At 74.2% G+C, this 19,970-nt stretch carries 15 protein-coding genes; 9 read left to right on the plus strand and 6 right to left on the minus strand.

The window, feature by feature from the left end; all coding sequences use genetic code 11:
- The first annotated feature begins 123 nt into the window (after positions 1-123).
- Entirely contained in the window at positions 124-1,968 is a 1,845-nt protein-coding gene (locus ACFOW4_RS28445; protein ID WP_377533370.1) for a hypothetical protein, read from the plus strand.
- The gene (locus tag ACFOW4_RS28450) at positions 1,968-3,764 is read left to right on the plus strand and encodes a hypothetical protein (RefSeq protein ID WP_377533371.1); all 1,797 of its coding nucleotides are present in this window, start codon (positions 1,968-1,970) and stop codon (positions 3,762-3,764) included. The genes ACFOW4_RS28445 and ACFOW4_RS28450 overlap by 1 nt, the downstream gene beginning before the upstream one ends.
- Before the next feature lie 16 nt (positions 3,765-3,780).
- Here the strand turns inward: ACFOW4_RS28450 and ACFOW4_RS28455 are convergent, their stop codons facing one another.
- Positions 3,781-5,640, minus strand: coding sequence for a hypothetical protein (locus tag ACFOW4_RS28455; RefSeq protein ID WP_377533372.1), 1,860 nt, complete (start codon positions 5,638-5,640; stop codon positions 3,781-3,783).
- A gap of 150 nt (positions 5,641-5,790) precedes the next feature.
- Here ACFOW4_RS28455 and ACFOW4_RS28460 point away from each other — a divergent pair, with 150 nt between their 5' ends.
- Positions 5,791-7,074, plus strand: a complete 1,284-nt coding sequence (locus tag ACFOW4_RS28460; RefSeq protein ID WP_377533373.1) for a PQQ-binding-like beta-propeller repeat protein — start codon at positions 5,791-5,793, stop codon at positions 7,072-7,074.
- Positions 7,062-8,357, plus strand: a complete 1,296-nt coding sequence (locus tag ACFOW4_RS28465) for a PQQ-binding-like beta-propeller repeat protein (RefSeq protein WP_377533374.1) — start codon at positions 7,062-7,064, stop codon at positions 8,355-8,357. The genes ACFOW4_RS28460 and ACFOW4_RS28465 overlap by 13 nt, the downstream gene beginning before the upstream one ends.
- On the opposite strand, the gene ACFOW4_RS28470 is transcribed toward ACFOW4_RS28465, so the two are convergent.
- Positions 8,358-9,578, minus strand: coding sequence for a peptidase C39 family protein (locus ACFOW4_RS28470; protein ID WP_377533375.1), 1,221 nt, complete (start codon positions 9,576-9,578; stop codon positions 8,358-8,360).
- A gap of 139 nt (positions 9,579-9,717) precedes the next feature.
- Between ACFOW4_RS28470 and ACFOW4_RS28475 the strand changes: the two genes are divergently transcribed.
- The 4 genes from ACFOW4_RS28475 to ACFOW4_RS28490 all read left to right on the plus strand — a co-directional run bounded on the left by ACFOW4_RS28475 (position 9,718) and on the right by ACFOW4_RS28490 (position 12,552).
- On the plus strand, positions 9,718-10,386 hold the full coding sequence (locus ACFOW4_RS28475; RefSeq protein WP_377533578.1) for a response regulator transcription factor: 669 nt from the start codon (positions 9,718-9,720) through the stop codon (positions 10,384-10,386).
- Entirely contained in the window at positions 10,383-11,567 is a 1,185-nt protein-coding gene (locus ACFOW4_RS28480; RefSeq protein WP_377533376.1) for a sensor histidine kinase, read from the plus strand. Before ACFOW4_RS28475 ends, ACFOW4_RS28480 begins: the two co-directional genes overlap by 4 nt.
- A 161-nt stretch (positions 11,568-11,728) precedes the next feature.
- Positions 11,729-12,136, plus strand: a complete 408-nt coding sequence (locus tag ACFOW4_RS28485; RefSeq protein WP_377533377.1) for a VOC family protein — start codon at positions 11,729-11,731, stop codon at positions 12,134-12,136.
- Entirely contained in the window at positions 12,133-12,552 is a 420-nt protein-coding gene (locus tag ACFOW4_RS28490) for a VOC family protein (protein ID WP_377533378.1), read from the plus strand. The genes ACFOW4_RS28485 and ACFOW4_RS28490 overlap by 4 nt, the downstream gene beginning before the upstream one ends.
- 66 nt (positions 12,553-12,618) lie before the next feature.
- Here the strand turns inward: ACFOW4_RS28490 and ACFOW4_RS28495 are convergent, their stop codons facing one another.
- The 4 genes from ACFOW4_RS28495 to ACFOW4_RS28510 all read right to left on the minus strand — a co-directional run bounded on the left by ACFOW4_RS28495 (position 12,619) and on the right by ACFOW4_RS28510 (position 18,351).
- On the minus strand, positions 12,619-13,452 hold the full coding sequence (locus ACFOW4_RS28495; RefSeq protein WP_377533379.1) for a hypothetical protein: 834 nt from the start codon (positions 13,450-13,452) through the stop codon (positions 12,619-12,621).
- A 140-nt stretch (positions 13,453-13,592) separates the two neighbouring features.
- The gene (locus tag ACFOW4_RS28500; protein WP_377533380.1) at positions 13,593-15,662 is read right to left on the minus strand and encodes a 3-hydroxyacyl-CoA dehydrogenase NAD-binding domain-containing protein; all 2,070 of its coding nucleotides are present in this window, start codon (positions 15,660-15,662) and stop codon (positions 13,593-13,595) included.
- Positions 15,659-16,852, minus strand: coding sequence for a thiolase family protein (locus ACFOW4_RS28505; RefSeq protein ID WP_377533381.1), 1,194 nt, complete (start codon positions 16,850-16,852; stop codon positions 15,659-15,661). The genes ACFOW4_RS28500 and ACFOW4_RS28505 overlap by 4 nt, the downstream gene beginning before the upstream one ends.
- Positions 16,853-17,019: 167 nt before the next feature.
- Positions 17,020-18,351, minus strand: a complete 1,332-nt coding sequence (locus tag ACFOW4_RS28510) for a ribonuclease D (protein ID WP_377533382.1) — start codon at positions 18,349-18,351, stop codon at positions 17,020-17,022.
- A 209-nt stretch (positions 18,352-18,560) separates the two neighbouring features.
- Here ACFOW4_RS28510 and ACFOW4_RS28515 point away from each other — a divergent pair, with 209 nt between their 5' ends.
- Positions 18,561-19,889 (plus strand): trypsin-like peptidase domain-containing protein, encoded by a 1,329-nt coding sequence (locus ACFOW4_RS28515; RefSeq protein WP_377533383.1) that lies wholly within the window; start codon positions 18,561-18,563, stop codon positions 19,887-19,889.
- The last annotated feature ends 81 nt before the right edge of the window (positions 19,890-19,970 follow it).

Raw genomic sequence — 19,970 nt, forward strand, 5'->3', positions numbered from 1 at the left:
CGCCATAGTACGAGATGTCCGACCAGTGACCGTCAGCGCCTCGAATGCCGGTCCTGCCGTCACCACAATGGACCGCACCGGGGCTTTAGTTCCTTTTCGCCGCTCCGGTAGACTCCGCCGACTGTGACGCCTGCCGAGCTCCGCGCCCTGCCCGCGCCGCACCCGCCCGCGGCGGCGGACGCCGACCCGGCGCCCACCGAGGACGCTGCGGCCGCGCCTGATCGACGGCGGTGGACCCGGCGTCGGCAGGATCTCGCGGTCGGCGGGTTGTTCCTGCTCGCGGCGCTCTGGGTGACCAGCCGGATCTGGCTCGACCCCGCCGGCCGGGTGGCGTCGCTCTACACCGGCGACCCGGCGCAGGTGCAGTTCTTCCTGGCCCACTCGGTACGGGTGGTGCTGCACGGGGAGTACCCGTTCTACACCGAACAGTTCAACTACCCCGACGGCGTCAACCTGATGGCCAACACGGCCGTCCTGGCGCTGGGCATCCCGATGGTGCCGGTGACCCTCCTCTTCGGGCCGGCGGTCTCGTTCGTGGTGCTGGTCACCCTCGGCCTCGCCGGAACCGCCACCGCCTGGTACGCCGTGCTCTCCCGGCACCTGGTGCGTACCCCGCTCGCCGCCGCGGTGGGCGGCTGGTTCTGCGGCTTCTCGCCGGCCATGCTCTCGCACGCCAGTTGGCACCCGAACATCATCAGCCAGTTCCTGCTGCCGTTCATCGTCTGGCGGGTGCTGGTGCTCACCCGGTCGCGCCGCCCGGTGCGCGACGGCGCGCTGCTGGCCCTGCTGGTCACCGTGCAGGCGTTCATCAACGAGGAGATCCTGCTCTTCACCGCGCTGGCCTGCGCGGTCTTCCTGCTGGCCGTGGTGGCCCAGGAGCCGGCCCGCTGGTCGTCGGCGTGGCGTCCGCTCGCCGCCGGCCTGGCGGTCTGCGCGCTGCTGGCGGGGGCGCTGCTGGCATACCCGCTCCACGTGCAGTTCGCCGGGCCGATGGCGTACCACGGGCTCAGCGACGCGGTGCAGAACTACGGCAACGACATCGCCGCCTTCTTCGCCCCCGGCTCGCCCACGCTCGGCGGCAACCAGCGGGCCAACGCCAACCTCGCGCCGAACTACTCCGAGGAGAACGCCTTCTTCGGCTGGAGCCTGTCGCTGCTGGCCGTCGGGATCGTGGTCTGGCTGCGGCGCGAGCTGGTCGTCCGGGCGCTCGCCGTCACCGGCGCGTTCTTCGCCATCCTGTCACTGGGCGAGCGGGTGTCCTGGTGGGAACGGGAGCTGTTCACCGGGCCCTGGGAGTGGCTGGTGCGCCTGCCACTGCTGGACGCGGTGGTGCCCACCCGCTTCGGTCTGATCACCACCGTGGTGATCGGCATGCTGCTCGCCTTCGCCGTCGAGCGGGCCAGGTCGCTGCGGTCGGTCGATCGGCGTACCGTGCGCGCGCTCACCGTCGCGGGCCTGGCGCTCGCCCTGGTGCCGATCGCGCCGCTGCCGCTGCGGGTGGTCTCCCGGCCGCCGGTGCCGCAGTTCATCACCGCCGACCGCTGGCGGGCGTACGTCGGTCCGGAGCAGACGCTGGTGCCCGTCCCGGTGCCGAGCATGGGCAACACGCACGGCATGCGCTGGGCCGCCGCCACCAACCTCGACTTCAAGATTCCCGGGGGATACTTCCTCGCCCCCCGCAACGGCAACACCGGTGACCCGGGCCGCTTCGGCGGTCGCCCCAGCGGGATCGGGCAACTCCTGGAGGAGGTGGCGACCACCGGCCGGACGCCCAAGCTGGACGACCGGCAGCGCCGCCGCTGCCTGGACGAGTTGCGGCACTGGCGGGCCGCCATCCTGGTGCTTCCGGTGGGCCAGCAGCACGCCGAGGCGTTGCGGCGTACCGTCGAGCAACTGGTCGGGCCAGGTCGCCGGGAGCTGGACGTCTGGGTGTGGGACGTGCGGACGCTGACCGCCCAGTCGGCCTGATGGCCACCGGGACGGCGGCCCCGCCGATCGTGGCGCGGGCGGCGCGGCGCCGGCCGGGCCGGCTGCTGGACGCGGTGGTGGTGGCCGGCTACCTGGGTCTGGCCGTGCTGCTCACGGCCGGGCAGTGGGGTCGTCCCGGACGGCTGTTCCATCAGGCCGGTGACCAGGTCCTCTTCGAGTGGATGCTGGCCCGCGCGGCCCGGGCCGTCGTCGGGTGGGAGAACCCGCTCTACAGCACGGCGTTGAACGCGCCGGACGGCGTCAACCTGATGGCGAACACCTCCGTGCTCGGTCTGGGCGTCCCGCTGACCCCGGTGACCCTGCTCCTCGGCTCGCAGACCGCGTTCTGCGTGGCCGTGGTCTGCTGCCTCGCCGGCACCGCCACCGCCTGGTACGCGCTGCTGCGCCGCCGGCTGGTCGCCGGCCGGTCCGCGGCGGCGGTCGGCGGGCTGGTCTGCGGGTTCGCCCCCGGCATGGTCGCCCAGGCGGGCGCGCACCTGCACATGGCCGCCCAGTTCCTGGTGCCCGCCATCCTCGCCCTGGTGTTCCGGCCCGCACCCGACCGGGTGTGGCGGCCCGGGATCGGCCTCGGCCTGCTGGTCGCCTGGCAGGTCTTCCTCGGCGAGGAGGTGCTGGTCTTCCTGGCCCTCGCCGCCGGGGTGTTCGCGCTCGGCTACGCGCTCGCCGACCGGGTGGCGGCCCGGCGGCTGGCGCCGGCCCTGCTCGGCCGACTCGGGGTGGGCGCGGCGGTGGCCGCGGTGCTGCTGGCGTACCCGCTCTGGTTCCAGTTCCACGGCCCGCAGCACTACCGGGGGATGGCCTTCGCCGCGTACGGCTACCAACTCGACGCGGCGTCGTTCACCGCGTCGGCCCGGCAGACCGTGGTCGGCGACGACTGGCTGCCCGGGCTGCTCTCGCCGAACCCGACCGAGGAGAACTCGTTCTTCGGCCCGGGGCTGCTGGTGCTCGCCGTGGTCGTCGTGATCTGGCTGTGGCGTCGTCCGCTGGTCCGCGCGCTGGCCGCCTGCGGTCTGCTCTTCGCCCTGCTCTCGCTCGGCACGCCGGTGCGGGTGGACGGCACGGCCACCGGAATTCCGGGACCGTACCGCCTGGTCGCCGGGCTTCCGCTGCTCGACCTCGCGGTGCCGGCCCGGTTCGCGCTGGTCTGTGTACCCGTGCTGGGCATCCTGGTCGCACTCTCCCTGGACCGGGTCCGCACCGCCCGGCCGCCCACCCGGCCGGCGGCCGGCGGCCCGGCGGTGCCGGTGCGGCTGCTGTGGACCGGGGCGGTGGCAGCCGCGCTGCTCCCGCTCTTCCCGACGCCGATCCGGACGGTGCCGGCCCGGCCCGTGCCGGCGTTCGTGGCCGACGGTGGGTGGCGGGCCTCGGTGCCGGCCGGGCGGACGCTGGTGGCGGTGCCGCCGATCACCGGCGCGGGGCTGAGCCCGGTGATGCTCTGGTCCGCCCGGACCGGGCTCGCCTTCCGCGCGCCCGGCGGGTACTTCATCGGCCCGAGCGCCCCGGACGACCCGGCCGCGCGCTGGGGTGCCCCGGACCGGCCCACCGGCGCGCTGCTGCGCCGGGTGGCCGACACCGGTGCGGTGCCGGTGGTGACCGACGCCGACCGCCGGCAGGCGGTGCAGGACCTGCGGCACTGGCGGGCCGCGCTGGTGGTCCAGGGCGGCCTGGCCCACGGCGAACCGGTCCGCCGGACCGTCGACGAGCTGCTCGGCCCGGGCCGACAGGTCGACGGCGCGTGGGTGTGGGACGTCCGGAGCCTGGTCGACGGCGCCTGACGCCCCGTCGGAGCCGTCAGCCCACCAGCGGGCGGACGTCCCAGAGCCAGACGTCGTCCACCCGCCGTGGCGGGCCGAGCAGGGCGGTCATCAGCTCCCGCAGCACGGCCTCGCGCGGGTGGGCGCCGAGCACCACCACCGACGCCCGCCAGAACCGCAGGTCCTCCACCGCCTGGCGACGGTTGTCGTCGGTCAGCGCGGGTACCGCGCCGGCGTCCATGGTGGAGTAGATGAGGCTGCTCGTCGGCCGGTTCGGCGCGCCGAAGACCCCCTCGCCCGTCTCGTTCGGGCCGATGAAGTAGCCGCCCGGTATGGGAAACTCCTGCCCGGTGAGCACACTCCAGCGCAGGGTGGGCAGCCCGTGCACGTTGCTCGGGATCGGGACCGGGACCAGGGTCCGGCCCGCCGGCACGTACGGTCGCCAGCCGCCGGCGGTGATGAAGTGCGGCGGCGGGTCCATCGGCTGGGCCGGCAGCGGCCGGGGGAAGAGCGGCAGCAGCGCGAGAATCACCGCCGCCTGACCGACCGGCCGCAGCCAGCGGCGACGCGGTCGAGCCGGGCCGGCCGGCCTGACGGGTACGGCGGCCGGCTCGGGCGCGCGGGGGGCCGGCACCCGGGCCAGGGCACCGGCGCGGCCGGTGCGGGCCAGCGCGTCCCAGGTCAACGCGAGCAGCACGCCCACCGCGGCGACCACCACCAGGGTCAGCCGGGTCGGCATCATCATCTCGACCAGCGGCAGGTCGTCCGGCACGTACGACCACGGGCCGCGTACCCCGGTCTCCACGCCGTCGAACCGCACCTGCGGCCCGATCGCGGCGACCGAGAAGACCACCACCAGCACCGCGACGATCCGGGCCGGCACCGACCGGCGTACGAGCAGCACCAGGGCCACCACCGACAGCAGCACCAGCGGCCAACCGAACCAGGTGTTCTGCTCGGTCATCCCGATGGTCTGCTCCACCGCCGGGTCGCCGGCCCAGGTGTCCCGGGCGAAGGTGACGAAGGCGGCCAGGTCCTCGCCCCAGTTGTGGAAGACGCCGTCCTGCAGGCCACGGTAGGACTGCGGGCCGTTGAACTGGAACCAGATCGGGTACGCCGCCAGCAGCAGGGCCACCACGCCGCCGAGGCCGAGCGCGGCCAGGAACCGGCCGGCCGCCGCCCGCGCCGCCGCCGGCCGCTGCACGGCGTACGCCAGCACCACGACCAGGCAGCCCAGCGCGGTGAGCAGCAGCATCTCCTCGTTGATGAAGATCTGGTACGCCACCAGCAGGCCGAGCACCAGCCCGTTGCGCCGCCACCGGCCCGGCTCGCCCAGCCGCAGCACCCGCACCACGATCAGCGGCAGCAGGAAGTTCGACACGAAGTTGGGCTGGCCGTTGGCGTGGTGGATGATGCCGGGCGCGAAGCCGAGGAAGACGCCACCGACGAAGGCCGCCGCCCGCGAGCGCACCAGGTGCCGGGAGAGCATCCAGTACGCCGTCCCGGCGGTGGCCGCCAGCGCCCCGCCCAGGTAGAGCGCGTACACCACCTGTGGACCGAGCAACATGGTCAGCGGCGCCAGCGGCAGGGTCACCCCGAGCAGCGAGGTGTTCGCCATCATGTTCACGCCGTCCGGGGCGTTCTGCCGGGCGGTGAAGAGTGGGTTCTCCAGGTGCCGCACGGAGTAGGCGCCGTGCGCGAACAGCCACTCGAACCAGCTGTGGTCCGTGGGCAGGTGCGAGGAGACCCGGCCCTGGACGTCTCCCCAGTAGTTGAGGCAGACGAAAACGCCCAGCAGCGCATAGGCTCCGAGGGCCAGCAGGTCGGCGCGGACCGGGCGACGGCGGGGCCTCCGTGCGGGCTCGACCTCGGCCGGGTCGGCGTCGGTCTGGGTCACGAAAGTCAGCGAAGGGTCTACCACCGGCACGGCCACGACGCGCCATCGTACAGGCGAGGATGCGTCCCATTTGCCGGCCGGTTCGACCTCGGTCGGTTCGTCGGCTCGACCCGCCGGCCGGCCGCACCCGGGTGACGGAGGGACTGTCGGTTGGCGATCATCGACCTGGGTGACGTTCGGCACGAGCCCGTACCGGCACCGCCGACCCGCCCGCCGGCCGCCACCGGTCGGCCACTGCGCTGCGCGGCGGTGCTGGTGCTGGCCCTGGTCGTGCTGGCCGGGGCCACACCGCTGCCGCGGCGGATGACGACCACGGTGCCCGCCCCGCAGGGCGCCACGGTGTTCCTGGCCGCCGACGCGGTCTTCGTCGTCGATCCGTCCACCGGCGAGGGGGAGCGGCGGTTGACCGCGTACGCCCAGCCGTCGCCGGACGCGGGCGGCGGCCTGCGGCGGCGGTGGCAGGCGGCGCTGGCCGGCACCGGGAACTACCTCGACCTCCGGGTGGAGCAGGGTCTGGTGTTGCTGCTCGGCTCCACCACGGAGGACGGCGTGTACCGGACGACGGTCTTCGACTCCGGGACCGGCGAGCAGCGCTGGCAGCGGCAGGGTGTCACACACTGGACGGTCGACGGTGGCCTGCTCGTGCTCACCGGGCCCGGGGCCGGGTCGGGCGCGGTGACCCGGGTGGAGCCGGCCAGCGGCCGGCCGCGCTGGTCGGTGCCGGTCCCGCCGCCCGGCATTGTGGACTACCACCGCCGCGACGGCCACGTCGACCGGATCGTGCTCCTGCAACCGACCGGAGAACTGCAGGTCCACGACGCCGCCACCGGCGAGCTGCTGCGCAGCGCCGACACGCTGCCCGGCGAGCGGGCGGCGTTCCAGCGGGTGCAGGTCGCCGGCGACCTGCTGCTCCTCGTCCCGCCCGGCGGCACGCGCCTGGTGGCCTACGGGCTGACCGGGCTGGAACGACGCTGGACGGCCGAGCTGCCGCTGGTGGCCTTCGCCGTCGACTGCGGCGATCTGGTGTGCGTGGCTCGGCAGACCGGTGGCGTCCAGGCGCTCGACTCGCGCACCGGTGCGACGCGCTGGTCGGACCCGCGGCAGGACACGCTTGTCGACATCCGGAACGGGCAGCTGCTGGTGATCGGGGCCGGTCGGCGATTCGCGGTGCTGGACCCGGCGACCGGGCGGTTGCGGGCCGAGCTGGGCCGGTGGGACCTGGTGCCGGTGCCGCGGCAGGACGGCCCGCTGTTCGGCGTGCGGCGGGGCGCCGACGGCCGGCTGGTCGTCGCCGAACTGGACCTCGTCGCGGGCCGGTCGCGGATCGTCGACGTCCTGCCGGACGCGGCCGGCGCCTGCCAGGCCGCCGCCCCGCGGGTCCTGCTCTGCCGGCGTACCGACAGTTCCACGACGCTGTGGCGGTGGCGGCGGTGACCGGCCCGGTCATCGACCTCGGCGAGCTGCGGCACGAGCCGGAGCAGGCGCCGCTGCCCCGCCCGCCCCGCGCCCGGGACCGGCCGCTGCGCTGCGCGTTGGCCCTGCTGCTGGTGCTGGCCACGATGGCCGCCGGCGCACCCCCGGCCCGGCGGAGCGTGGTCACCCTGCCGGCCCGGCTCGGCACCGACGCGCTGGTCGCCGGCGACCTGTTCCTGGTCATCGACCCGATCAGCCCGCAGGCGCGGCAACGTCGCCTGGTCGCGTTCCGGCTCCCCGGTGGCGAACCGGCCTGGCAGGTGCCGCTGCCAATGGACGGCCGGTTCTGGGGCATCTCCCAGCAGGGAGGGATGCTGCTGGTCACCGGGCACCAGGCGACACCGGGCGGCGGAGGCACCCTCACCGTGGCGCTGGACCAGGCCACCGGGGCGTACCGCTGGCAGCAGCCCGGCAGCGCCACCGAGCTGGCCGACGGCAGCCTGCTGCTGGAGTCGGTCGACGGCGACGAACCGGGCAGCCTGCGCGCGGTCGACCCGTGCTGCGGCACCGTGCGCTGGCAGCTACGCACCGCCCCCGGGGAGATCAGCTACCACCAGACCGGGCGGGGAGTGGACCGGGTCGTGCTGTCCCGCACGGACGGCTGGACCGAGATACGCGACGCGACCACCGGGGCGGTGCTGGTTCGCCGCGACCTGCGCGCCGCCCACGCGCGGGCGTTCGGGACCGTGCAGGTGGTGGGCGACCTGCTGCTCGCCGTGGGAGGGGTGCCGGCCACGATCACCGCGTACGGGTTGGACCGGTTGGACCGGCGCTGGAGCACCGGGGCCGACGGCCTGTTGTACGCGAGCGACTGCGGCTCGGTGGTCTGCTTCCAGAACGGCGCCGGTGGCCTGCGGGCGGTGGAGCCAGGGACCGGCCGGCTGCGGTGGACCAGCGACCGCTGGGTGGCGGTCTGGCCGCTCGCCGGCCGGCTGGTGGCCAGCACGCTCAGCAACGCCGGCCCGGGGGTGGAGCAGCTCGCAGTGCTGGACCCGGCGAGCGGCCGGGTGCTCGCCGAGCTGGGCCGGTGGGAGCTGGCCCGGTTCGCCTCCGAAGAGCCGGTGGTCGTGGTGCGCCGGCACCCCGACGGCGGGCTGCTCGTCGCCGAGCTCGACATCCGGGCCGGCGCGGTGCGGATGCTCGACGTGCTGCCGGACGCGGCCGGCGAGTGCCAGAGCGGTCACGGCCGGCTGCTGTGCCGCCGGTTCGACGGCTCGTACGGGCTGTGGACGCTGAACCGCTGATCACCAGTTGGACTGGGCGGGCGCCGGAGGCAGCGGCACCGACCGCGGCCGCAGCACGTACGCCACCCCGCCACTGCCGCGCTGCCAGACCGTCTCGAACCGCTCCCGGGGCACGGTACGGCGCACCGCGTCGTCGTCGGGCGCGTACGGATCGTTGAGCACCGGGTCGCCGGCCGTGGTGAAGCCGACCAGCACCATCAGGTGGCCACGGGTGTCGTAGTCCAGGCCGGGTACCTCGCCGGAGCGGAACGCGGCGGAGACGATCAGCGGGATGCCGGCGACGATGAACGCCTCCGCCTCGGCCAGCGACCGGAGCCGGGTGACGAACGCGTCCAGCCCGTGCAGGCCGGCGTACGCGGTGTTGAAGGGCCAGTTGCCGGCCCCCGCGTACGCGTGGTCGTAGCAGTGCCGGGCCGCGTGCACCACCACCGGGCGCGGGCCGGGCGGGTCCACCCAGGCGTATCGCTCCGGGGCGGGGGCGGCGCCGAAGTAGGCGAGCACCATCGAGGTGCAGGTGGGGCTGCACCAGGAGTCGCCGCCGCCACCCCACTGCGGGTGCTGGCCGGCGTGCAGCCGCTGCGAGTACCGCGGCACGTCGAGCACGATCCCGCGCCCGGCGCCGGCCGGGGACGTCGGCTCCGGCCCGGCCGGCGGTGTGTGGTGCGCCCGGCCGGTGGCCACCGCGCCGACGCTGCGCAGCACCGGGCCGGCCGGGCGGTCCGCCGGTCGGCACAGCGTGACCCGCACCTGCCAGCCGGTGACCGTCGCTCCGGTCACCAGCAGGGTGTCGGTGTCCACCCGGGCGCCGGCGTCGCGCTGGCCGGGCACCGAGGTGCGCCGGACGGTGCGGTCGTCGGCCGCCCAGCGGGCCAGCGGGTACCAGCGGGTGGCCGGCCCGTCGCCGTGCCAGCCGCGCAGCTCGACCTCGATCCAGCAGCCGTCAGGGGTGTCGGCGGTCCAGGACGGGACCACCTCGGCGACGTCGAAGCCGGTCGGCACCGGTGGCGAGGTCCACCTGCCCCGCAGTACCGGCCCGAGCACACCCTCCGGCAGCGAGTCCGGGGCCGTCGGCTCGGTCGGGTCGTCCCGCTCGGGCGGGTCGGTGAGCGTCAGGCCGGAGGGAGTGGCCCGCACCCCGTGGCCGGTGCCGGCGGACCGGTCCGCCGGCAGGTGGAAACCCCGGTAGGCGATGTCCCTCCCGGGTGGTGCGGCGGTGGTCATGACAGGTCCGTTCGTCGCTCGGCTGGCGGAAGCATCGCGTACCCCCGTGGTGGTCCGCAACGTCGGGCGGCGCCGGCGGCGCGGGACGGTGTTGCCGGCCGACAGTAGGTTGGCGGTGGTCAGCAGCGAGGAGGCCGGGATGCGGGTACTGGTGGTGGAGGACGAGCGCAACCTCGCCGACGCGATCGCGCGGGGGTTGCGCAAGCGGGGGATGGCGGTCGACGTCGCGTACGACGGCGACGCCGGCCACGAGGCCGCGTTCGTCACCCGGTACGACGTGGTGGTGCTGGACCGGGACCTGCCCGGCGTGCACGGCGACCAGATCTGCGCCGACCTGGCCGCGTCCGGGGCGCTGACCCGGGTGCTCATGCTCACCGCGAGCGGCACGGTGGCCGATCGGGTGGAGGGGCTGCAACTGGGCGCGGACGACTACCTGCCCAAGCCGTTCGCCTTCGACGAGCTGGTCGCCCGGGTGCAGGCGCTGGGCCGGCGGGCCACCCCGGCCGCGCCACCCGTGCTCGAACTGGCCGATCTGGTGCTGGACCCGGCCCGCCGGGTCGCCACCCGGGGCGGCGTGCCGGTGGAGCTGACCAACAAGGAGTTCGGGGTGCTCTGCGAGCTGCTCAAGGCGCGCGGCGCGGTGGTCTCCAGCGAGGAGCTGCTGGAGCGCGTCTGGGACGCGAACACCGACCCGTTCACCACCATCGTCCGGGTCACCGTGATGACCCTGCGCCGGAAGCTCGGCGACCCGCCGCTGATCGAGACGGTGGTCGGTGCCGGATACCGCACGGCCGAGGTGGTGTCATGACCCGCCGACCGCGGCTGCGGCCCACCCTGCGGCTGCGACTGACCCTGCTCAACGGGGTGCTGCTGATCGGCGCGGGCGCGATCCTGGTGCTGCTGGCCTGGCTGCTGGTCCGTGACGCGCTGCGTCCGACCGACGAGCTGCTGCCAGGCACCACCGTGGTGCTGGCCGACGGCCGGTCGCTGGACGCCGGTCAGTGGCAGCGGCAACTGATCGACGCGGCCTCCGGTGAGCTGCTGGCCAAGGGCCTGGTCGCGCTGCTGGCGATCAGCGTGGTCGGGGTGGCCGGCGCGTACGCGGTGGCCGGCCGGGCCCTGCGCCCGCTGCACCAGGTCACCGCGACCGCACAGCGCCTCGGCGAGGCCACGCTGGACCAGCGGATCGGCTACTCCGGCGCCGACGACGAGGTGGCCGAGCTGGCCAAGACGTTCGACGCCATGCTGGACCGGATCGCCGCCGCCTTCGACGCGCAGCGACGTTTCGTGGCGAACGCCTCGCACGAGCTGCGTACCCCACTGGCCGTGATGCGTACCGAGATCGACGTGACGCTCAGCGACGACGAGGCGGACGCGGCCGAGTACCGCCGGATGGCCATCGTGGTCCGCGACGCGTCCGAGCGGGCGAACGGCCTGGTCGACGCGCTGCTGGTGCTGGCCCGCAGCGAGGCGCAGGCGGGTCGCCGGCTCGGCCGCCGTACCGAGTGCGACCTCGCGGCCGGCACGGCCAACGCCCTGTCGGCGGTACGCCGGGAGGTGGAGCGGATCGGGCTGCGGGTGCAGACCTCTCTGGAGTCCGCGCCGGTGGTCGGCGACCCGGGGCTGCTCGACCGATTGGCCGGCAACCTGATCGAGAACGCGGTCCGCTACAACCACCTGCACGGGCGGCTCTGGGTCCGCACCGGCACCGACGGTGAGCGGTCGTGGCTGGTGGTGGGGAACACCGGCTTCGAGGTGGACCAGGCCGACGTGCCGGGGCTGTTCGAGCCGTTCCGGCGCGGCGGCCGGGAGCGGACCGGCGCCCGCGGCTCCGGCCTGGGCCTGTCCATCGTGCGGGCCGTCTGCGACGCGCACGGCGGCACGGTGCGGGTCATCGCCCAGCCCGGCGGTGGCCTGGAGGTGACGGTCACGCTGCCCTCGGCCGACTCCCCGGTGGTGCACGGCCCGGTGCCCGCCCTGGGCGGGTGACCGGGTTGCGGGCGGTGCTGCCGCGATGGCAAGATCACGGCGTCAGCTCACGATCGAAGGGGGGTGCGTCGATGTCCACCACTGTTGGCTCCGCGCCCCGGGTCCTCGTCGGCTGACCCCCGGAGGCGGAGCGTCCCCATCCAGCCCTGGAGGGAACACCCGTGTATCCACGGATCCGCAACATCAGTTTCGACTGTCATGACACGTACGCCCTGGCGGGCTTCTGGTCGGCGGTGCTCGGGTACGCCCGGCACTCCGACGACGCCCCGGGTGATCCCGAGGCGGCTCTGCTGCCACCGGACGAGGCGACTCCCAACCTGTATTTCCAGGCGGTGCCGGACGAGAAGGTGACCAAGAACCGGCTGCACATCTGCCTGGAACCCGTCGAACGGACCAGGGACGAGGAGATCGAGCGGGTGCTCGGCCTCGGTGCCGCCATGGTCGCCGACCGGCGGAACGCCGACGGTACGGGCTGGGCGGTGCTCGCCGACCCGGAGGGCAACGAGTTCTGCGTGGTGCGCAGCGCTCCGGAACGTACCGCTTCCACCACTGTGGAGGACCAACCGTGAGTTCGACGATCCACAACATCAGCATCGACTGTGCCGACACGTACGCACTGGCCGGCTTCTGGTCGCAGGTCTTCGACTGCCCCCGGCAGCCCGACGACTTCCCCGGCGACCCGGAGGCGATGCTCCTGCCGCCGGGAGGCCCGGAGGTGCTCTTCCTCGCCGTGCCGGAGGGCAAGGCGGTGAAGAACCGGCTGCACCTGGACCTGCAACCCGCCGACCGGACCCGGGCCGAGGAGGTCGAGCGGCTGCTCGGCATCGGGGCGGTGCACGTCGCCGACCACGTCGGCCCCACCGGTGGGGGTTGGGTGGTGCTCGCCGATCCGGAGGGCAACGAGTTCTGCGTGCTGGGCAACGCGGCCGAGCGGGCGGCGGCAGCGGCGGCGCGGGCTGCCGCGCGAAACGGTGACCCGGCCTGACCGGCGTCCGACGGAACGGGGCCCCGGCCCACCCTCGGGTGGACCGGGGCCCCGGTGGTACGCCGGTCAGGAGACCTGCTCGACCTGACCCCGGATGGCGACGAACTCGGACTTCGCCTGTGCGCCGGTCTTGAAGTAGATGATGATCATGCCGACACTGCCTCGGTCGGCCCAGACGCAGACGCCCAGCGGCACGCTCTCGGCCTTGCCGTCGCCGCAGCGGGCCTCGCCGCCGAGCGGGCCCGGATCGACCGTCGCCATGTTGGCTACGCCGAGCTCAGTGGAGAGCCCGGTCACCGCGTCCTGAAGCTCCTTCTTCGGGTCCGCCATCACCCCGGACGCGCCGGCGATCATGACGAGGTCCTGCTTGGCGGGGTCGCCGTAGAAGGCGCCGACCGCGCTCGTCTCGTTCTGCACCGTCGACTTCATCTCGGTGACCATCTCGTCGGAGACCTTCTGCAGCTCCGGGTCGGTGATCTTCGGCCGGCCGGCGAGGGTGGCCGGTGCCACCACGCGGGTCTTGGTGGCGTCGACGACGTCACCCACCTCGTCCTTGACCGCGAACCAGGTGACCGCCGCGCCACCGAGGCAGAGCACCAGCACGACGGCGAGCACGATCAGCACGATCTTGCCGGCCTTGGACTTCTTCGGCGGCGGGCCACCGGCCAGGTTCGGGTCGCCGTACGGCTGCCCGGTGGGCTGGTTCGGGTCGCCGTACGGCTGCCCGGTGGGCTGGTTCGGGGCGCCGTACGGCTGGCCCTGCTGGGGCGGCGGAAAGCCCTGCTGCTGCGGCGCCGGCCAGCCGCCGGGCTGGGGCGTCGCCGGCTGGCCGGCGGGCTGGTGCGGCGGGGGGTACGAACCGTGCGGCGGGCCGTAGGGGTTGGCCGGCGGCTGGGACATCAATCAGCTCCAAGTCAGGTCTGCAAAACGGGTGATCTTAACCTGCTCGCAGGTCAGCCCGCTGCCCCGAACGCGATCGCGGTGGCCGGCCGGCCCAGGAGGGACGTTGCCGACCACCGCGACGGTGGTGCTGCTGTCGGTCAGGCGGGGAGGCTGGCCGCCCCGCGCGGCAGGAACCGCTTGCCGGTGACCCGCTCGGAGGTGCCGGTCCGATCCAGGTACGGCGTGACGCCGCCCAGGTGGAACGGCCAGCCGGCGCCGAGGATCATGCACAGGTCGATGTCCTGCGCCTCGGCCACCACGCCCTCGTTGAGCATCAGCCGGATCTCCTGCGCCAGGGCGTCCAGCGCGTTCTGGCGCACCTGCTCCGCGGTCAACGGCTGGTCACCCACCACGAGCAGCTTCGCGACCTCGGCGTTGACCTGGTCGTCGATCACGATGGGCTGGCCCGAGTCGGCGATCCGCTTGAGGTTCTCGCTGACGCCGAACCGGTCCGGGTACGCGGCGTGCAGGGTGCCGCCGACGTGGTACGCCACGGCCGGCCCGACCAGCTGGAGCAGGGCGAGCGGACGCATCGGCAGGCCCAGCGGGTCCAGCGCGCTGTTCGCCACGTCCAGCGGGGTGCCCGCGTCGACGGCGGCGAAGACGGTGCCCAGGAAGCGGGTGAGCAGCCGGTTGACCACGAACGCGGGGGCGTCCTTGACCAGCACCGACGACTTCTTGAGCTGCTTGCCGACCGCGAACGCGGTGGCCAGGGTGGCGTCGTCGGTGCGCTCACCCCGGACGATCTCCAGCAGCGGCAGCACCGCCACCGGGTTGAAGAAGTGGAAACCGACCACCCGCTCGGGGTGCTCCAGCTCCGCGGCCATCTCGGTGATCGACAGGCTGGACGTGTTGGTGGCGAGCACCGCCTCCGGGGAGACGATCTTCTCCAGCTCGGCCCAGACCTGCTTCTTGACGCCCAGGTCCTCGAAGACGGCCTCGATGACGAAGTCGGCGTCGGCGAAGGCGCCCTTGTCGACCGTCCCGCTGACCAGGCCGTACAGCTTGGCGGCGGTGCCCTTGTCCATCCGGCCCCTGGTGACGGCCTTCTCGATCTGGGTGTGCACGTAGCCGACGCCCTTGTCCACCCGGGACTGGTCCAGGTCGGTCATCACGACCGGCACCTGGAGGCGGCGGGCGAACAGCAGCGCGAGCTGGCTGGCCATCAGGCCGGCGCCGACGATGCCGACCTTGGTGACCGGACGGGCCAGGCCCTTGTCCGGTGCGCCGGCCGGCCGCTTGGCCCGCCGCTGCACCAGGTCGAACGCGTACAGGCCGCTGCGCAGCTCCTCGGAGAAGACCAGGTCAGCGAGGGCCTCGTCCTCGGCGGCGGTGCCGCCCGCGAAGTCCGCGTCCTTCGCCGTCTCCAGCAGGTCCAGTGCCTTGTACGCGGCCGGGACCGCGCCGTGCAGCCGCTGGTTCAGCGTCTCCCGGGCGAAGTAGAGCACGCCCGCCCACATGTCCTTGTCGACCTCGGGTCGGGTCACGGTGACCGAGCCGGAGACCACGCCGGCGGCCCATTCGAGCGACCGCTCCAGGAAGTCGGCCGGCTCCAGCAGGACGTCCGCGATGCCCAGCTCGGCGGCCTGCTTCGGCTTGAGCATCTTGTTCTGCATCAGCGGGTTCTGGATGATCACCTGGGTCGCCGCCGGGATGCCGATCAGGTTCGGCAGCAGCTGCGTGCCGCCCCAGCCGGGGACCAGACCCAGCGACACCTCGGGCAGGGCAAGCGCCGCCGCGCCGCCGGAGAGCGTCCGGTAGTGGCAGTGCAGCGCCAGCTCCAGGCCCCCGCCCATGGCCGCGCCGTTGACGAACGCGAAGGTCGGCACAGTGCTGTCCTTGAGCCGGGCGAAGACCCGGTGGCCGAGCCGGCCGATCTCCAGCGCCTGCTCGCGGTCGGCGAGCGCCGGCAGGCCGACGATGTCGGCGCCGACGCAGAAGATGTACGGCTTGCCGGTGACCGCGATGAACGCCGGGTCGGCGGCCAGCGCCGCGGTGATTGCCTCGTCCAGGCTGGTCAGCCCGGCCGGGCCGAAGGTGTTCGGCTTGGTGTGGTCGAACCCGTTGTCCAGGGTGATGAGGGCGGCCGGCCGGTCCAGCCCCGGTACGTTCACCGAGCGCAGCAGCGCCCTGGTGACGACCTCGTTCGGTGCGGCGAGCGCGCTCACTTGTCTCCCTCCCAGTGGGGGTTCTCCCAGATGACCGTGCCGCCCATGCCGATGCCGATGCACATCGCGGTGAGGCCGTAGCGGACCTCGGGGTGCTCGGCGAACTGCCGCGCCAGCTGGGTCATCAGCCGCACGCCCGAGGAGGCCAACGGGTGCCCGATGGCGATCGCGCCGCCCCACTGGTTGACCCGCGGGTCGTCGTCGGCGATGCCGAAGTGGTCGAGGAAGGCGAGCACCTGCACGGCGAACGCCTCGTTCAGCTCGAACAGGCCGATGTCCTCGATGCTCAGGCCGGCGATGCGCAGCGCCTTCTCCGTCGAGGGGATCGGGCCGATGCCCATCACCTCGGGCTCCACCCCGACGAAGCCGTACGACCGCAGCCGCATGGCGACCGGCAGGCCCAGCTCGCGGGCGGTGGACTCGGCGGCGATCAGGCTGGCGGTGGCACCGTCGTTCAGACCGGCCGCGTTACCCGCAGTGACCTTGCCGTGCGGGCGGAACGGGGTCTTCAGGGTGCCCAGCTTCTCCAGCGAGGTGTCGCGGGGCGCCTCGTCCACGGTGGCCAGGCCCCAGCCGCCCTCGGCGTCGCGGGTGGCCACCGGCACCAGGTCGTCCTGGAGCTTGCCGTTGGCGTACGCCTTCGCGGTCTTCTGCTGCGAGGCGAGCGCGAACGCGTCGGTGCGCGCCTTGGTGATGTGCGGGACGCGGTCGTGCAGGTTCTCCGCGGTGGCGCCCATGACCAGCGCCGACGGGTCGACGAGCTTCTCCGCGATGATCCGCGGGTTGGGGTCGACGCCCTCACCCATCGGGTGGCGGCCCATGTGCTCGACGCCACCGGCGATGGCGATGTCGTACGCACCCATGGCGATGCCGCCGGCCACGGTGGTCACCGCGGTCATCGCACCGGCGCACATGCGGTCGATGGCGAAGCCGGGCACGGTCTTGGGGAGGCCGGCCAGCAGGGCGGCGGTGCGCCCGATGGTGAGGCCCTGGTCGCCGATCTGGGTGGTGGCCGCGATGGCGACCTCCTCGACCCGCTCCGGCGGCAGCTGCGGGTTACGGCGCAGCAGTTCGCGGATGCAGCGGATCACCAGGTCGTCGGCGCGGGTGTTGGCGTACATGCCACCCGCCTTGCCGAACGGGGTGCGGACGCCGTCGACGAAGACGACATCCCGGACTTCACGGGGCACTGGAGCCTCCTTCTCGACCATCATTCGGCCTTCGCGCGATGGACGGCACTACGAACCGAATGACAGTCGCGGGCACGGGCACGTTTCCCCGGATGCTACTCGCCAGTAACCAAGCCCGTCCCCACCCCCCGCTGTGGCCCACCCCACACCTGCGCCGCCCCGAGGGGCTAGGCGGAGGTGAGGGACGGGTCGGCCATGGCGACGGTCAGGTCGGGGGTGAGGAGGGCGATCTGCCATTCGCGGGCGTTGAAGCCGCGCAGGGTCTCCGCCACCGTCTCCTCGGTGACCTCCTCGGGTGGGGTCCAGGCCAGGCGGCGGACCGAATCCGGGGTGATCAGGTTCTCCGCCGGCAGGTTGTGCTCGCCGGCGATGCGCAGCACCACCTCCCGGCAACGGGCCAGCCGACCGGCCGCCACCGGGTCGCGCTCCGCCCACCGGTGCGGCGGGGGTGGGCCCTCCACCGCCGGGGTGACCGGCAGCGCGTCGTCCGGCAGTTGCCGGGCGTCGTCGAGCGCCGCCAGCCAGGTGCGGGCCAGCCGGCGGACCGAACGACCGCCGAAACCGGGCAGCGTGAGCAGCGTCTTCTCGTCCTTCGGGTCCAGCTCGGCGGCGGCGATGATCGCCGAGTCGGGCAGCACCCGGCCGGGTGCCGCGTCGCGGCGGGCCGCGATCTGGTCCCGGGCGTACCACATCGAGCGCACCCGGGCCTGGGCCCGCGCCCCACGCACCCGGTGGATCCCGGACGTACGCCGCCACGGCTCCGCGCGCACCCGCGGCGGGCGGGCGCCGGTGCGGACCAGCGCCGCGAACTCCTCCGCGGCCCACTCCGACTTGCCCTGTCGGGCCAGCTCGGCGTCGAGCGCGTCGCGCAGGTCGGTCAGCATTTCGACGTCGAGGGCGGCGTAGGTCAACCACGACTCGGGCAGCGGCCGGCTCGACCAGTCGGCTGCCGAGTGGTGCTTCTCCAGGGTGAACCCGAGTAGCTGCTCGGTCAGCGCGGCCAGGCCGACCCGCTCGAAACCAGCCAGCCGAGCGGCCAGTTCGGTGTCGAACAACCGGCGCGGGCGCAGCCCCAGCTCGGCCAGGCAGGGCAGGTCCTGGCTGGCCGCGTGGAGCACCCACTCGGCCTCGCCGATCACCGCGTCGAGGGCGCTCAGGTCGGGCAGCGGCAACGGATCGATCAGGGCGGTGCCAGAGCCCGCCCGGCGCAGCTGCACCAGGTAGGCGCGCTGGCTGTAGCGGTAGCCGGAGGCCCGCTCGGCGTCCAGGGCGACTGGGCCGGAGCCCGCCGCGAAGCGGGCCACGACCTCGGCCAGCTCGGCCGGCGCGGCCACCGGCTCGGGGGTGCCCTCGCGCGGGGCGATCAGCGGCACGGGCCCACCGTCGGTCGGGTCGCTCCCCACACCCGCCGGCTGCGGCTCGGCCGGCTGCGGGCGGTGGGGTGCGTCTCCCGGAAGGTTTTCGGCGGGCCGACGGCGCAGGGGTGGTTCGTCGGTCACCTGCCAACCCTAGTGCGCCCGGCGATGTGGTGGGTGCAGCCGGTCCGGTGTGTGTCGATCAGGTGGCCGGAAGGTGTCCGTTCCGGGGCCGGACATCGGGGGAGACAAACCCCGTTCGCGCAGGTACGGTCCATCGAGCCGCCGCCCTGGTCCGACGCGACCCGCGGCCGGTTGGCCGCACGCGGTGACAACGGGGAGGCAAGGCGATCATGACGGCTGGCTACGGTTCGGGGGGCCACGGGCCGGAGGACGGACGACCGACGGGCGCCGGTCCCGGCGGGGCGGACGCCCCGAGCGACCGACCCGGTCCGCTGCCGCCGCGCGTCGCGCCGCCGCAGGCCGCCGGAACGAGATGGTCCGCCGCCCCGACCGCCGGCCAGAGCTTCGACCCCGGGCCGGCCGCTGCGGCGCCCCGGGCCACCTGGCCCTCCGCGGCACCGCACACCGGGCAGTGGGGCGGCCCGACCCACGGCGGTGCCGCAACCGGCCAGACCGGTGCCGCGCCCACCTACGGCGCTGTCCTGGCACCGGCCGCGCCCGGTACGGGTGCGCCCACCGCTCCCGGGGCCGGCGGCGGCTACCCACCGGCCGCGCCCGCCCCCGCGCCGGGCTTTCCGGGCGCCGGTCCCTACCCACCGGCGGGCCCGCCGTCGTTTCCCGTGCCCGGCCAGCCCAGTCACCCCGCCCCCGCCGGATATCCGTCCGGGCCGGCCGCCGGCTACCCGGCCGCCGGGGCGCAGCAGGTCGGCGGATCCCCCCGTCGGCGCCGCTGGCCGGCCCTGCTCACCGCGCTGGTCGCCCTGGTGCTCGCCGTCGTCGCGGGGGTGCAGGCGTACCAGCTCGACCGGCTCGGTGACCGGCTCGCGGCCACCGACCGGCGGCTGGCGCAGGCCCAGGACGCCGACGGGACCCGGCTCGACGGGGTGGAGAAGCGCGCCGAGGCGCTGGAGAAGCAGGCCGGCGCCGCCTTCAACCCGGAGGCGGTGGCCAGCGCGGTGCTGCCCAGCGTGTTCCGGGTCCGGGCCGGCGACTTCACCGGCACCGCGTTCGCGGTCGGCAAGCCCGTGGCCGGCGGTGGGACGAACCTCTTCACCAACTTCCATGTGGTCGAGTCGGTCTGGAACGGCGGCGGGCGCCAGGTGTTCCTGGAGCGCACCGACCAGCGCTTTCCGGCCACCATCGTCAAGGTCGACAAGACCAACGACGTGGCGCAACTGCGCACCAACGGCAAGTTCAGCGGCCTGGCCGCCGCGTCCACCCCGGTCAAGTCCGGCCAGCAGATCGTGGTGGTCGGCGCCCCGCTCGGCCTGGAGGACAGCGTCACCACCGGCGTGGTGAGCGCCTTGCGCGCCGCCCAGGGCGACTCCGGGCCGGCCATCCAGTTCGACGCTCCGATCAACCCCGGCAACTCGGGCGGCCCGGTCATCAACGGCAGCAAGCAGGTGGTCGGGATCGCCACGGCCAAGGCCCGCGACGCCGAGGGCATCGGGCTGGCCGTACCGATCAAGGTCGCCTGCGACGGCTTCAAGATCTGCTGAACGGTCGGTCGCCCGCCCTTTCACGGCCTCCCCGGCCGTCTCCCGATCCCGACCGGGTCCACCGACCCGGCCGCAGCTACC

The organism is Micromonospora sp. GCM10011542 (assembly GCF_042650685.1).
Classification (GTDB): Bacteria; Actinomycetota; Actinomycetes; order Mycobacteriales; family Micromonosporaceae; genus Micromonospora.

What these genes read in the sequence shown, in the direction of transcription:
- ACFOW4_RS28450 (WP_377533371.1), top strand. Translation starts at nt 1,968, where the DNA reads ATGGCCACCGGGACGGCGGCCCCGCCGATCGTGGCGCGGGCGGCGCGG.
- ACFOW4_RS28480 (WP_377533376.1), top strand. Translation starts at nt 10,383, where the DNA reads ATGACCCGCCGACCGCGGCTGCGGCCCACCCTGCGGCTGCGACTGACC.
- ACFOW4_RS28475 (WP_377533578.1), top strand. Translation starts at nt 9,718, where the DNA reads ATGCGGGTACTGGTGGTGGAGGACGAGCGCAACCTCGCCGACGCGATC.
- ACFOW4_RS28495 (WP_377533379.1), bottom strand. Translation starts at nt 13,452, where the DNA reads ATGTCCCAGCCGCCGGCCAACCCCTACGGCCCGCCGCACGGTTCGTAC.
- ACFOW4_RS28515 (WP_377533383.1), top strand. Translation starts at nt 18,561, where the DNA reads ATGACGGCTGGCTACGGTTCGGGGGGCCACGGGCCGGAGGACGGACGA.
- ACFOW4_RS28470 (WP_377533375.1), bottom strand. Translation starts at nt 9,578, where the DNA reads ATGACCACCGCCGCACCACCCGGGAGGGACATCGCCTACCGGGGTTTC.